Below are 13,300 nucleotides of genomic sequence, written 5' to 3'. Positions count from 1 at the left end.
GGGCCGGTGGTCGTTCATGGCCGTCACTCCGGGTTGCAGAAGGCGCGCCCGTCAAGGAGCCTGTCGACCGGCGCGTGATCGTCGGTCAGTATTGTCGCGCACCGGCCCCATCGTGCGGCCGAGACGGGTCCGGCAGCAAGGCGCCGCCACGTCACATGGGCGGGCGACGGCGCCTCGCCGGCCGCCATGATGCTGACGGGAACCGTGATCCGGTCCGGGCGCAGCGCCGAATCGGCCTTCTTCCAGGCGGCGACGACGGCGTTGGTCGTCCGTTCCGCCGCGGCCCCTTCGGCCAGCCAGATATCGACGGCGGCATAGTCTCGGGAGAGCGTCCTGGCGAGGCTGCGCGCCAGCAGGAGCGTATCGCCCCGGTCGATCACGTTCGACAGGAAGACGCCGGTCTCGTTGAGCCGGGCATGGACCAGCGCTCCGAATTCCTGCGTCACGAGATGCGGGGGAACGGTGCGCGTGCGATAGGCGTCCATCAGGACGACGTCATGCGTCGGCACGGGAGCCTGGCTGCGCAGGACGTTCCGACCGTCTCCGATCACGGTTCGCAAGCGTGGACCGGCGGCCGCCATCCGCGTCGCCGCTTCCGCCGCGACGACGGGGTCGAGTTCCGCGACCACGACCGAGACAGGCCGGGAGCCGTTCGCCCAGGCGCGCGGCAATGTCGCGCCGCCGCCGCCGATGACGAGGGCGCTTGGCTCCGCCGCGCCCGAGAAGGCGGCTGCGGCGAGGCGATCCGACAGGGCGGCGTAGCCGAGATGGAGCGCGCGGGGAGCGTCGAGGTCGCTGGCGCTGTGGACGCCCTCGTCGAGGATCATGAAGCGCAGGCGCGTGCCTTGGGGCGACGGGGTATCGAGATAGCGGATGCAGGTATAGCGGGACTCGACCGTGCAGGGGCTGCCTTCGCCCGCCAGGGCAATCGCCAGGCCGACGAATAGGGGTAGGACGGCGTGGAGCAGGGCGGAGTGCCGGCTCCTGCGCCACGGCATGAAGGCCAGCCCGATCGCGGTCCAGGCCACAGCCGCGGTAGCGGCGAGTCCGGCGGCGCCGATAGGCTCCAGCAGCCAGAAGCCGGCCGCGGCGGTCCCGGCGACGCTGCCGGCGGCCGAGGCGGCGTAGACCGCCGCCACGGGCCGGCCGATATCCGGCAGGCCTTGCGCCAGTTGCAGGCGCAGCGCCAGCGGCGTCACGAAACCGGCCGCGAGGCTGGGCGGCAGGCACAGGGCGATCAAGCCGACGGCGTAGCCCGCGCCGTCCTCGGCGGCGAGCGCCCGCGCGATCGGCGAGACCAGCGCGGGCATCGCCATCGTGCTGCCGCCCGCCCACAGGCAGGCCATGGCCAGGACCTGCCGCAGCCGTTCGGGCCGCGCTTCCCGTCCGCCGGCCCGGCCACCGAGGACATGTCCGAGCGTGAGCCCGAGCAGCACGGTCGTGATCGCGGCCGTCCATGGCAATAGCGACTGCCCGACATGCGGAGCGGCGAGCCGCACGATCGCGAGTTCGACCGCCAGGCAGGACGCGGCGGAGAGGAAGACGATGGCAGGCAGCAGTGCGGTGCTCATGCCGGTTGTCTCGGACCAAGAAAACATGCCGCGGCGGCGACGAGCGTCGCGCCGAGGGCGCCAAGCGCGCCGATGGCGAGGCAGGTCCCGCGCGCGCCGAGCAGGTCCAGACCGAACCAGAGCACGGAGACCGCTCCGGCGGCGCTGCCGGCGGCGCCGGCCGCATTGGCGAGCCCGACCAGCGCGCCGGGCCCCCCGCCGCGCGCGATGATCGCCAGCATCAGCAGGGGCGGGGCGATGCCGAGCAGGAAACCCGGCAGGAGCGTCGGCACGGCCGCGAACATCACCGCGCGCCAGCGCGCGAGCGGGTCCGGCGCCATGATCCACTCGTCGAGGATCGGCAGCATCGCCGGGGTGAGCGCGATTGCCGCCGCACCCGAGAGAATGGCCGTCGCGGCGATGAACAGGGAAAGGCGCGCGGAATCTCTGGCGAAAGTGCCGCCGAGATGGTTCCCGAGCGCCCAGGACAGGAGAAAGCCGGCAATGATGGCTGTCCAGCTATCGGTCGACAGCCCGGCATGGGGCGCGACGAGCCGCGCCGTCGCGGTCTCGAAGGCGAGCGCGCAGAAGGCGGTGAGAGCTTCGGCCAGAAGCAGGGCGGCAATCACCGGAACCTGCCGGCGATGCCGTGGCGTGCGATCATGCCCCATTACGGGGCGGCGCGCGCGTCCTGCCAGCCCCCCGTTTCGGGGGAGGGTTCGGCCCGCGTCTGCCACGCGCAACGTCGCAGTTCGCCGAGCTCACGGCAGGTCGGCGATCTTCCAGACGAGGTAGGCGAGCAGCGCCAGCCAGCCCAGCATGACGCTGGCAATCGCCGGTCCAACGATCGTGGCGAGCTCGTGGTCGTCGATATCCGTGCCCTGACCGGCATGGGCAGGGATCATGCGGGGCGCGCCATGGCCTCCCTGCCTCCTCCTATCAACTTTCGGTTCCGGCATCTGGACGGCGGAAGCCTTGCGGCCTGACGCGAGCTTCCGCCCGAGCCGGATCATCGGGCGCTCGACGAGGCGATGGACGAGCCAGGACAGCGCCAGCGTCAGGCCGATGCAGATCAGCATGAGCGCGAGGTCACCGGCCTGCCCGGTCAGCGGCAGGGCACGATAGACGGCGGCGTTGACCGGACCGTGGAACAGGTACATCGCGTAGCTGATCAGCCCGATCCCGGCGAGCGAGGCGGAACGCGGCCGTTCCAGCCTGACCGCGGCGAGGAAGATCGCGACGGCAATGAGATAAGCGCCGAGGACGGGCGTCAGCCCCTCCATGATGAAATGATCGCCGCGCGCCAGAGAATACGACGAGACGGCACAGATGGCGGCAAGCTGTGCGAGGCCGAGTGCCGATGCCGCGAGCGGTGCGCCGGGTCTCCGTTCCACCAGCCAGAGCCGCAGGAATAGCCCGAGGAACAGGAAGGACAGGTGCATGCCGAGATACTGGACCGGCAGCACGGCGATGCCATGCATGCGCAACTGCACCGGCAGGACGGTCGCCGCGATCAGGCCGAGGCCGACCCCGAGCAGGGCGCCGATATGGCGCAGCATCCCCGCTGCGAAGAGCAGCGCGACAAGGCCATAGAAGACGAGCTCGACGAACAATGTCCAGTAGATCGGCGAGAGCCAGGGCTGCCCGAATAGCAGCGGCGCCATCGTCATGTTGGCCAGCACGGTCCCCATCGGTGGCGCATCGCCGGAGAGCCATGCCACCGTCGCGATTACGGCCAGCGCCAGCCACAGCGGCGGATAGAGCCGGAACAGCCGCGAGATCGCGAAATGCCGGAGCGGCTGCTCGCCCCGGATGCTGAACGGCACGACGAAGCCGCTGATCAGGAAGAACAGCGCCACCCCGAAGCGGCCGAGGCTCAGGCTCTCGACGACCGACCGGGCGGCCAGGCTCATCGGGCCGGTAGCGTTGGGAGCTTGTCTGAGCAGGTCGCCGAGCAGGTGCTCGACCATCACCGCGAGCGCCGCGACGGCCCGCAATCCGTCGAGATGGGCATAGCGCTCTCGGGTCATGCCGGCCTCATCGCAGACCGAGCGCGCGGCGTGTGGCGGCGTCGAAGTCCGGCCCGGCCTCGTTCTCTGCGAGCGCGAATCCCCCGGCGCCGGCATAGGTCCAGGCCGACCAGGCGAAGCCATGCGCCTCGGCGAGCTCGCGCATGTCGCGCAACCAGTGCGCGCGGGCGGCGGCGCCTTCGGGCGTCGCCATGTAGGGCGTGCGGTGGATACCGAATTCGCCGAGCAGGATGGCATGGGCGGGCAGGCGATGGGCGATCCGCCAGGCGTCGACCTGCCGGAAGGCCCGTTCGAGGCTCGCCCGGTCGAAGCCGGCATAGCGGGCCAGCGACCGCTTCGCCTTGCGCGCCTGCTCCAGCGCGGCGCCGTCGAGGCCGAGCCCGGCGATGCGCCGCCGGGTCGCGGCCGTCATCGCCTCGGCCAAGGCCGGCGCCGGATAGGGGATCGCATCGAGCGCATAAGCCGGGCTGCCGCGCACGCCCTGATGCGTGAACTGCCAGGGCGCGTAGTCGTGATAGGTGTAGATCAGGCGCTCGTCGCCGGCGAACGGGCGTGTGTCTATCGCCGTCAGCGCCGCCGGCGCGTTCATCGAGCCGCCGCCCAGCACGAGCGGCAGCCGGGCCGAGCCCCTGCGGGCAGCCCGATAGCAGGCTTTTAGCATGGGCTGCCAGATCGCTTGCGGCACCTCCGGCTCGTTCATCAGCTCGAAGGCGAGGCGGGGCGCTGCGCCTTCGGCAAGCTGCCCCAGAAGGCCGGACAGCCGCTCCTGCAGGGCAAGCACGGCCTGGAATTTCGGCGCGTCCACGCCTGCGGTCAGGGCGACCGGCCGGTAGGCCGGGTTCATCGCGCTCGGGTGCAGGTTGACGATCACGCCGAGATCGGCGGCGATCAGTCCGTGAACAGTCTCCAGAAGGAGTGCGTCGAGCCGCTTGCGAGCCGAATCTTGCAAGGCCAGGAAAGGCCCGACATCGACGGCGAGGCGGACGAAATCGAAACCGGCGGCGCGGATCGCCTGCCGCTGCACCGCATCGAAACGGAAACGCGGAGCCGAGAACGGCGCATCCCCGTAAGTGCTCTCGGCCGTAACTTCAGCCCAGCCAAGCGCATGCGAGACGCCGATGCCGCGGCGAAACAGCGGGATATCATTCCCCGCTGCCCGCGCGGCTCGCCCCACGCCGGAGGCGGCAAGCGTCGCAAGGCCGGCGAGAACGGAGCGGCGGCTCGTCATCGCGACACGCCCGCGCTGCGGACAATGCCGGGGTAACGGCCGGTCAGGGCGCCATCGAGGATGGCCATATCGACCCGGCCGGCGAAGGGAACAGCGAGGCCGCGCAGCGAAGCCTCGCGTAGGGCTGGGTCGACCGTCCGCGAGGGCATGAAGCGTACATCGCTCCAGCCTTCGGCTTCGAAGCTGCGGATATAGGCGTCGGGACGTTGCCGGTTCGGCTGGCCGGGAAAGGCGAAGAGCCGGTAGAGCGCTTCGGGATAGCGGTAGATATTGTTCGGGTCGTGCTCGCGGATCCAGCGCGAATGCGTCTGCAGGTCGATGATATGGACCGCTTCGCAGCCGGGCCGCGCCACTTGCGTCATGGCCGTGATGGCGCTCGCCGGGTCGTCGTAGTGCTCGAAGGCCGCGCAACTGACGATGAGGTCGAACGTCCTGCCTTCGGCCAGGCGCGGGATGTCGAAATCGCGCCCCACCGCGTAACCGAATTCGCGCGAACCCGGTCCGCTCGCGAGGGTCAGCGCGCGCGCCCGGTCGGCGGGGGCGCCTTCCGGGAAGCGCTCGAGCAGCCGCGCGTAGAAGCTGGAATCCTCCGCACCGGCGAGATCGAACACGTCGATCGCATGATAGGACCGGGCGCCCAGCGCCAGGAAGAGCACGCCGTTGCCGCGCGACGCGCCGGGACTGAGCTCCAGCACGTCCCGTCCGCGCAGATCGAAACCCGGCGGCATGAAGCGGCGCAGCGCGGCGAAGATGTCGAGAAGATAGGCGATCTGCCCCTCCTCGTCGGTTTTCGCCACGCCGTTCGGTGTGCTGTAGCCTTTGAGCTTGTTCTTGGCCCAGGCCAGGCCGAGGAAGCCGAGGCCGAGCGCGGTCATTTCGAGGTTTCGCAGGGCAGTGCTCATCGCCGGCCTCCGAGCTCGACATGTTTGCGCAGACCGCGGCCGGTCTGGCGCGCGCTGCCCGGCTTCCAGCCGCGCAATGCGCTTTCGTAGACCTCCATGGTGCGGTCGACGATCGCGCCCCAGCCAAAGGCCGCGAGGACGCCGGCGGCGCGCTGGACCTTCTGCGCGGGGTCTGGCACGGCCAGTTTCGCACGCATCGCGTCCGCAAGCCGGTCCACGGCGCCCAGCGGAAAATAGCTGTCCGGCCCGAGATCGAGCGCGAGATGGGCGTCGATATCGCTGACCAGGCAGGGCACGCCGTAGCTGAGCGCTTCGAGGAGAGCCATCGGCATGCCTTCATGGCTCGACGGCAGAACGAACAGGGCGGCGTGCCGGTAGAGCTGGAGCAGCGCGTCGCCATATTGGAAGCCGGTCATGACCACGCCGGACGTCGCCGCCGCTGCCGCCTCGACCTCGCGTTGATAAGCGCCGGCATGATCGGCCGCGCCGGTGATGACGAGCCTGAGACCGGGATCGTTCAGACGCGCGAAGGCCTTGATCAGGTCGAGATGCCGCTTCTCCTCGACGATCCTGCCGACGGACAGGATGTAGCGCTGCGGCGTGATCGCGATGCGGTCGAGATAGGATGTGTCGGGATTGGCGAGGGGCGCCTCGACACCGTTCGGAATGAAGGTCGCGCCCACGCTGAATCGGCGCCGGACGCCATCCGTGATCGCCTTCGACACGCCGATATTCGCATGGGAGAACAGCATCCCCATCGCCTCGCCCGCCCGCAGGACGGACCTGGCGACGGGGCCCCATTTCTGGCGCTCGTAGTCGCAGCCGTGATGCGTCACCACGACATGCAGGCCGAGCAGGCGGGCGAGCGGGGTCAGGAGCGCCGGCCCGATCGCGTGGATATGCACAAGATCCGGGTTCTGCCGCGCCGCGACGAACAGGCTCAGGGCCGTGTGCAGCAGGGTCTCGAAGCTCCGCGACCGCGGCGACCAGACCGGTGTGACGGTGACACCTTTCCAGCGATAGGGCCTGCGCGATCTGAGATAGGGCGAGCGGCCGAGCACCTCGACGCGCCAGCCGCGCTCCACGAGGCGCGTCGAGATCGCGGCGACATGAGTTTCGATCCCGCCCTGGATGTCGGGAACGCCGCGCAGGCCGACGAAGACGACTTTCCTGGCCGGCGCATGGACATCGATCGGCGGGATCAGGGTGTACATCAGCAGATCGCCTCGTAGAGATTGAGGGTGCGTTCGCGATAGCGGGCGGGCGAGAACTCGCGTTGGGCCCAGTCGCGGCCGGCCGCGCCCATCGCAGTGCGCCGGGCGGCAGGCAGCTCCGCCATCGCGACCATCGCGTCGGCGAGGCCGGCGGCGTTGCCGGTCTCGACCAGCAGGCCGGTCTCGCCATCGGCGACCAGCTCGGGAATGCCGCCGATATCAGCGCCGATGACGGGGCGTCCGAGCGCATAGGCTTCGAGGATGCTGACGGGGGCGTTCTCATACCATTCCGAAGGCAGAACCAGCGCCAGCGCCTCGCCGATAAGCCGCTTCAGCTCCGGCTTGCCGAGATGGCCGGCAAAGCGGACATCGGTACCGAGGTTCTCGGCCAGCCGGCGCAGGCGCGGTTCTTCGGGGCCGGTTCCGGCGAGGACCAGCGTCCGGCGGGCCAGCGCGGCGGCGCGCAGCAGCGTGGCCAGCCCCTTCTCGGGAGCGAGTCGCCCCGCATAGACGAAATAGCCGCCCTCGCCGGCTGCTGCAGCGTAGCCACTGGTGTCGATGCAGTTGGGGATATGGGCGATGCGATCGGCGTCCCAGCCCCAGGCCACCAGCTTGTCGCGATAGAAGCGACTTGGCGCGATCAGGCGGTCGAGCGTGTCGCGATAGAGGCCGAGGCTGCGATGGACCAGCGTCTCCATCAGGACGAGCCCGCTCACCGCGGCCGAATCCTTGACGCAGCGATGCAGCAGGACGTTGTGGATGCGCCCGCCCTGGCAGCGTTCGCAGACGCTGCCCCGGCTCAGCATCTTGTAGGCCGGGCAGGCGATCTTGAGGTCATGCGCCGTCATCACCAGCGGCACGCCCTCGGCCTTGAGCACGCCGAAGATCGAGGGCGAGATGTGATGGTAGACATTGTGGGCATGGGCGACCGTCGGCCGCGCCTGCCCGATCAGGTTGCGGATGTTGCGGCGCGCCTCCAGCGAGAAGATCACCTTGGCGGCCTGCCGGGCCTTGGCGAGCGGCCCGCCGGTTGCGCCATATTCGATCTCGGAGACGAAATAGCCGGACCACGGGCTCGGCAGGTTGGCCGGGTGGCGCATCGCGAAAGGCACCACGTCCCAGCCTGCCGCGCCGAACAGGTCGATATGGTCGAGGAAAACGCTCTCGGCCCCGCCCCGCCGGTAGAAATAGTTGTTGATGGCCAGGAGCCTGCGTCGCCTCGTCATGGCCGCGCCTCCCTGAGGCCCATGCGGTCGAGCGCGGCATCGACGGTCAGGACCTGGCAGCCCCGCGCGACCGCATAGGCGACGAGCAGATGGAAGCTCGGCGGCGTGCAGCCATAGGGGGTCGGCTGTGGCGAAAGGTCATGCGTGAAGAAGATCAGCCAGCCGGGATCGGCGACCAGCGCGTCGATCCAGCGCGCCAGCCCGAGCACATGCTGCTGCGGCTGCCGGATCTCGACCGCGCGCAGGAAAGCCGGATCGGTCGCACCGCGATTGATGCCCTCGCCGGCGGCCCGGCAGGTGCGGAACGACTGGCCGAGCATGGTGCGCTTGCCGAAGGAGCCGCTATTGTAGGGATAGGCGAAGTTCCGGCGCGAGGCCCGCGGGTCGACGGCATCGAGATAAGCGGCGTTGCGCGCGAGATCCGCCGCCAGTGCGCCGCCGTCGAGATGGCGCAGGTCCCGATGGGAAAAGCTGTGGCAGCCGAGCTCATGGCCGCGCGCCGCGAGCTCCCCGCACCCGGCCCGGTCGATCAGGCTGCGGCCCGGCTCGACATTCCCCGCCAGCCCGCCCGCAATATAGAAGGTCCCGCGGACCCCGTGCGCTTCGAGGATCGCGGCGCCGATATCGAGGGCGGACGCCGGCACGTCGTCGAAGGTGAAGGAGACGATCGGCTCGCGTGTCGGAACCTGCATGATCTCGCGCGGGACGGCGCGGATCAGCCGGTTTTCCATGCGCCCGGCGAACTGGTCGATCAGGGCGGGCCAGCGGGCGAGGCGCGGCTGGCGGGCAGGGGGGCTGGAGGGCTCAGGCATGGGCCGGCTCCATGTCGCGGGGCAGGGGCTCCGGCTCGCGGATCTCGTAGGCGCTGGCCTGGAGATGGAGCCCGACGATCGCGACCACGAGCATGAACCAGATCAGGCTGCCGGACTGGAAGAACAGGCTCTCGACGCAGGCCGCGAGGATTCCGTAGAGCCAGATCCGCACGAAGAGCCGGGTGAGCGCGGGGTCGTTGGCGCTCGCCTCCGCCCGGTTGATGTCGCGCAGGGGCAGCCAGACGATCAGGACGAGGGTCAGGGCGAGCCCGGGCAGGCCGGTGGTGATCGCCATGTCGAGATAGGCGTTGTGGCCATTGAAGGCGGCATAGGCCCAGCCGGCCGCCGCGCCGCCCTTGTGGACCATCGCGTCGGTCTGCCAGAACAACTGGAAGCCGTGGCCGGTCAGCGGCTTGTCGAGCACGGCGTTGGCGCCGATCTTCCAGATGTCGATGCGGTTGGTGAAGGTCGGGTCGATGCCGAGCCCGGCGACGAGGCCGCGGATCGCCGGGGACATCGCGCAGCCGATCGTCAGGATGTTAATGGCCGCGATCCCGAGCAGCGCCATCGGGGCACGCAGGGCGCGCCAGCGCTCGAAGGCCCAGGCGATGGCGAGGATGCCGGGCAGGGCCGCGATCGCGGATTTCCCGCCGGTCCGGGCGAGGAAGGCCGCCGCCAGCACGATCATGACGATGCCGACGATGCGCCGGCCCGTGCCGAACAGGTAGAGGCCGACGAAGCTGATCACCACCATCGCCGCCGCGGCGACGTTCTTATGGGCGAAATGGCCGCGCCAGAGACCGGCGCTCATCGGCTCGCGGATTTCGGTGGCCTGATGGATGGCGAGATGCGGCAGCAGTGCGACGCCGAGATAGGCCAGCGCCAGCGCGCCGAGGCAGCCGAGCGTCAGCATGCCCGCGAACTGGCGCTCGGACCGCGGCAGCAGCAGCAGGATGCTGCCGTTCACCAGCGTCAGCATCGCCAGGAAGACGCGCTTCAGCGCCAGATCGGGCTGCGCGGAGATGGCCGAGACGAACGCGAACCAGACCAGCATCACGATCAGGATGCCGCGCGGCCGGGCGACCAGATGGCGCGCGCTCGACCGCAGGGCGGTGAGCCACAGCGCCGCCGTCAGCCCGAGATAGACGATCTGGTTGAGCGTGTTCGACTTGGCCGTGGCCGCATCGCCGGTGTTGGCGGCCGAAAGGTCGATGAACGGCGTCAGCGTGACCAGGTAGAACAGCAGCGTCGCCATGAAGAGCAGCGGCGCCGCGATGCCGGCGGCCGGGCGCGGGAGGGTCTGGTCCATCATGGCGTCGCGCTCCTGCGGATGGCGCGGAAATAGCCGAGCCCTGTCAGAACCCCGGCCGCGAGCAGAAGCCCGAGCATCAGGCCGGCCGCGGCCGCGACGAGCGGGCGGGGCGGCCAGTTGGGCCGTGTGGAGGCGGTGGCCGGCGTGATCACGCGCACATCCGTGGCGTCGATCTGCTGGCGCTGCGCGGTCTCGCCGGCGCGGGTCAGGAAGGTCTGGTAGAGCGCGGTCCGGGCACTGGCTTCGCGCTCGAGTTCGCGCAGCCTGACCAGGGCCTGGTCGTCGACGGAGACGCTGCCGCGCAGGGCCTTCGTCTCGCCGGTCAGCGTATCGAGCGCCCGTCTCGCCTGGTCGAGTTCGATGCGGGCCGCGCGGCGCAGGCGTTCCGTCTCGGACCTGATCGCCCTGGCCAGGGCATCGGCTTCCGCCAGCACGTTCGTCAGGGAGGGGTGGCGCGGCCCGAGCGTCTTTGAGAGCACCGCGACCTGCCGGCGCAGCCCCGCCTCGTCGGCGAGCAGGCCGGCGAGCGTCGGCGACTGCACGGCGCCGCCCTGTGCGCCCTGCGCCGAGACCGAGCGCGAGACCTCGCTGTGCCGCGCCTCCGCCTCGGCGAGGCGCGCCTTGGCGTCGGTCAGCTTGGCGCTCATCCGCTCCAGCGCTTCGGAACTCAGCGGCTGCTTCGACAGGCCCTGCTGCAGGCCGTGCGCCCGGCGGAAATCCTCGACCCGGTCTTCGGCCTCGGTCGCTGCCGCCCTGATCTCGCCGAGCCGCGCGGACAATCCTTGCGCTGCGCGTCCGATCCGCTCCGCATCGGCCCGCACGATCTCGGCGCGGAAGGTTTCGGCAATCGCATTGGCCAGCCGCGCCGACAGGGTCGCGTCGCTTGCCCAGGCCGAGACGGAGACGACATAGGAGCGCTCCTGCCGGGTGACGGTGACGCGTCTCGCGATGATGCGCGCGAGCTCGGCCGCATCGGCCGGCTCGTCGGAGGCGCGCAGAAAGCTGGGTAACCACGGGCTGGGCGCGAATTCGGGATCGTTCCTGAGACCGAGCGCCTCGACGACCCGCCGCAGCACATTGCCGGACGAGATCATCCGCATCTTGCTCTCGACATCCAGGATCTGGCTGTCGCTCTGGATATTGGTCGCGTAGAGGTCGTTCGGGGCGATCAGCAGGTTGGACGGCGCGATCGTCAGCTCCGTCGTCGCGGTGAAGCGCGGCGTCACGAGCTGGCTGGCGCCTACGGCCGCGACGGCGCCGCCGAGAGCGGCGACGACCAGCCAGGGCCAGCCGCCCATGAGCCATCCCAGGACCCGTGTGGGGCTGATCGTAGGAGCCGGCGGGAGCGTCCTGCCGACGGCATGTCGGTAGCGGATATCGTTCCCGCCCGGCATCGGGCTGGTGTCGGTCGTGACATACATGGCGGTCTGCGTCAGTGGAGGAGAGGGGTGGTTTCGCGCTTCGCCGGCACCGGCCTGGGCGGCATGCCGAGGGCGTCAGGAGGGCTGGCGGCGGCAATCTTGGACATGGGGCACCTGATCGGGTGTTGCTTGCGAATTCACATCTTCAGATTGAAGTAATCTTTATATGGTAGGAAAATACAACCTATGGTAGTGTTTTCAATTAAACGTTAACCTTAACTTGGGGCGTGCGGGGGATGTCGGGATTTGCTGGGCGCGTGAGGTCGCGGGGCGTCCGCCCGGCCCTCGTCAGCTACCTGCTGTCGAGTGGCTCCCTGGCCTCGGCCGCCCTGTCGCAACTCGTGACCTTCGCGATCCTGGCGCGCGCACTGGGGCCGACGGAATTCGGCCTCTTCGTGCAGATTTCAGCCGCCACCACCATGGCGGTCCAGCTCTGTGGCCTCGGGGCGTCGGACTGCCTGCTGCGCCGGGTCTCGCGCGAGCCGGCGAGCTATGCGGGCCTGCTCGGGCACAATCTCCTGCTGATCGCCCTGACCGGGGCTGCGCTGGATTTCGTTGGGCTCGCGGCACTTTCGGGTTGGCTCCGGCTGAGCGCCGGCCCGCCGGTCGACACGGTGACCTTGGCGCTAATGCTCTTCGGCAATATCGTCCTGGTCAGGTTGATCCTGCTGGTCGAGACCGTCTTCCTCGCGTTCGGCCGGTTTGATCAGGCCAATCGAGCCGTGGTCGGCTTCGCCCTGGCACGCATGGCGACCGCGGCGCTCGCCTGCCTTGCCTTCCGGGTCTCGACCCTGGCCGAATGGGCGCTGTGGCAATGCGCCGGGAACCTGCTCTACGCCACGCTCGGCGCCGCGTGGATCCGCCCGCTCGGCCGGCCCCGCTTCGCGATCCTGCGCGAGGAGCTGAGGCCCGGCATCCTGTTCAGTTCGCAATTCGTGATGCGGGCGGTCCGCGCGAATGTCGACCTCTTGATGATTGGCCTGTTCGCCCCGCTCGCGACGGTCGGCAGCTATGGCGTCGCCCGGCGGATCGTCGATTCCGGCTATCTCGCGATCGATGCCCTGAACCGGCTGCTCTACTCGCGCCTGGCACGCGAGAGCCATGACGGCCTGCACCACGCGCTGCCCATGGCGAGGCGCGCGCTTGTCGCGGCATTGGGGCTCGGCGCCGTCACCGGGCTCGCGCTCTTCCTGCTCGCGCCGGCGCTGCCGTCCCTGTTCGGACGGCAATACGGGGAACTGTCCTTCTTCGTGCGCTGCCTGTCGGGCACCGTCATCCTCGTCGGCGCCTGGGCGGCGGCGATCGACCTGCTCGGCGCGTCGGGGCGGCAGGATGTCCGGGCCTGGATCCTGAACGGAGCCAATCTGCTGGGCAGCATCCTCATCGCGGTCGCGACCTGGCTCGCCGCGCCGGTCGGCACTTTCATCGCGCTCTATCTGATCGACGGCGCGATCGTCGCGGTCGCCTGGCTCGTGCTGCTGCGGCTCGCGCAGCGCAGCCGGCTGAACGCTATGGCATCGGACCGAAAAGTGGAATCCACTTTTCGAGCAAATCCGATGCGATAACAATGCGATAGATCATCGTTTTTGCATCCGGTAGGGCGCG

General features: G+C 69.7%; 11 protein-coding genes. 1 reads left to right on the top strand and 10 read right to left on the bottom strand.

Features of this window, described 5'->3' with window-relative positions; genetic code table 11:
* Positions 1 to 23: 23 nt before the first annotated feature.
* The 10 genes from OCUBac02_RS20460 to OCUBac02_RS20415 all read right to left on the bottom strand — a co-directional run bounded on the left by OCUBac02_RS20460 (position 24) and on the right by OCUBac02_RS20415 (position 11,695).
* Positions 24 to 1,571 carry a fused MFS/spermidine synthase gene (locus OCUBac02_RS20460; RefSeq protein WP_173048226.1) on the bottom strand — a complete coding sequence of 516 codons (1,548 nt, stop codon included), beginning with the start codon at positions 1,569 to 1,571 and terminating at the stop codon, positions 24 to 26.
* Positions 1,568 to 2,179, bottom strand: coding sequence for a fused MFS/spermidine synthase (locus tag OCUBac02_RS20455; protein ID WP_173048224.1), 612 nt, complete (start codon positions 2,177 to 2,179; stop codon positions 1,568 to 1,570). The genes OCUBac02_RS20460 and OCUBac02_RS20455 overlap by 4 nt, the downstream gene beginning before the upstream one ends.
* A gap of 132 nt (positions 2,180 to 2,311) precedes the next feature.
* Positions 2,312 to 3,580, bottom strand: coding sequence for an acyltransferase family protein (locus tag OCUBac02_RS20450; RefSeq protein WP_173048222.1), 1,269 nt, complete (start codon positions 3,578 to 3,580; stop codon positions 2,312 to 2,314).
* A 7-nt stretch (positions 3,581 to 3,587) separates the two neighbouring features.
* Complete coding sequence (locus OCUBac02_RS20445; RefSeq protein WP_173048220.1) at positions 3,588 to 4,808, bottom strand: glycoside hydrolase family 5 protein; 1,221 nt, start codon at positions 4,806 to 4,808, stop codon at positions 3,588 to 3,590.
* Entirely contained in the window at positions 4,805 to 5,710 is a 906-nt protein-coding gene (locus OCUBac02_RS20440) for a methyltransferase domain-containing protein (protein WP_173048218.1), read from the bottom strand. Before OCUBac02_RS20440 ends, OCUBac02_RS20445 begins: the two co-directional genes overlap by 4 nt.
* Positions 5,707 to 6,924 (bottom strand): glycosyltransferase family 4 protein, encoded by a 1,218-nt coding sequence (locus OCUBac02_RS20435; RefSeq protein WP_173048216.1) that lies wholly within the window; start codon positions 6,922 to 6,924, stop codon positions 5,707 to 5,709. Before OCUBac02_RS20435 ends, OCUBac02_RS20440 begins: the two co-directional genes overlap by 4 nt.
* Positions 6,924 to 8,150, bottom strand: a complete 1,227-nt coding sequence (locus OCUBac02_RS20430) for a glycosyltransferase family 4 protein (RefSeq protein WP_173048214.1) — start codon at positions 8,148 to 8,150, stop codon at positions 6,924 to 6,926. Before OCUBac02_RS20430 ends, OCUBac02_RS20435 begins: the two co-directional genes overlap by 1 nt.
* Entirely contained in the window at positions 8,147 to 8,881 is a 735-nt protein-coding gene (locus tag OCUBac02_RS20425; protein ID WP_173049738.1) for a polysaccharide deacetylase family protein, read from the bottom strand. Before OCUBac02_RS20425 ends, OCUBac02_RS20430 begins: the two co-directional genes overlap by 4 nt.
* Before the next feature lie 73 nt (positions 8,882 to 8,954).
* Positions 8,955 to 10,274, bottom strand: a complete 1,320-nt coding sequence (locus tag OCUBac02_RS20420; protein WP_173048212.1) for an O-antigen ligase family protein — start codon at positions 10,272 to 10,274, stop codon at positions 8,955 to 8,957.
* Positions 10,271 to 11,695 carry a GumC family protein gene (locus tag OCUBac02_RS20415; RefSeq protein ID WP_173048210.1) on the bottom strand — a complete coding sequence of 475 codons (1,425 nt, stop codon included), beginning with the start codon at positions 11,693 to 11,695 and terminating at the stop codon, positions 10,271 to 10,273. Before OCUBac02_RS20415 ends, OCUBac02_RS20420 begins: the two co-directional genes overlap by 4 nt.
* Before the next feature lie 257 nt (positions 11,696 to 11,952).
* Here OCUBac02_RS20415 and OCUBac02_RS20410 point away from each other — a divergent pair, with 257 nt between their 5' ends.
* Positions 11,953 to 13,260, top strand: a complete 1,308-nt coding sequence (locus OCUBac02_RS20410; RefSeq protein ID WP_173048208.1) for a lipopolysaccharide biosynthesis protein — start codon at positions 11,953 to 11,955, stop codon at positions 13,258 to 13,260.
* Positions 13,261 to 13,300: the final 40 nt, after the last annotated feature.

The sequence above is a fragment of the Bosea sp. ANAM02 genome, from assembly GCF_011764485.1.
In the GTDB taxonomy this organism is placed as follows: Bacteria; Pseudomonadota; Alphaproteobacteria; order Rhizobiales; family Beijerinckiaceae; genus Allobosea.
This window is presented reverse-complemented; position numbering and strand designations above follow the sequence as displayed.

Excerpts from the sequence above, each read along its gene's own strand:
- OCUBac02_RS20460 (WP_173048226.1), bottom strand. The coding sequence starts at position 1,571 with ATGAGCACCGCACTGCTGCCTGCCATCGTCTTCCTCTCCGCCGCGTCC.
- OCUBac02_RS20450 (WP_173048222.1), bottom strand. The coding sequence starts at position 3,580 with ATGACCCGAGAGCGCTATGCCCATCTCGACGGATTGCGGGCCGTCGCG.
- OCUBac02_RS20445 (WP_173048220.1), bottom strand. The coding sequence starts at position 4,808 with ATGACGAGCCGCCGCTCCGTTCTCGCCGGCCTTGCGACGCTTGCCGCC.
- OCUBac02_RS20440 (WP_173048218.1), bottom strand. The coding sequence starts at position 5,710 with ATGAGCACTGCCCTGCGAAACCTCGAAATGACCGCGCTCGGCCTCGGC.
- OCUBac02_RS20435 (WP_173048216.1), bottom strand. The coding sequence starts at position 6,924 with ATGTACACCCTGATCCCGCCGATCGATGTCCATGCGCCGGCCAGGAAA.
- OCUBac02_RS20430 (WP_173048214.1), bottom strand. The coding sequence starts at position 8,150 with ATGACGAGGCGACGCAGGCTCCTGGCCATCAACAACTATTTCTACCGG.
- OCUBac02_RS20425 (WP_173049738.1), bottom strand. The coding sequence starts at position 8,881 with ATGGAAAACCGGCTGATCCGCGCCGTCCCGCGCGAGATCATGCAGGTT.
- OCUBac02_RS20420 (WP_173048212.1), bottom strand. The coding sequence starts at position 10,274 with ATGATGGACCAGACCCTCCCGCGCCCGGCCGCCGGCATCGCGGCGCCG.
- OCUBac02_RS20415 (WP_173048210.1), bottom strand. The coding sequence starts at position 11,695 with ATGTATGTCACGACCGACACCAGCCCGATGCCGGGCGGGAACGATATC.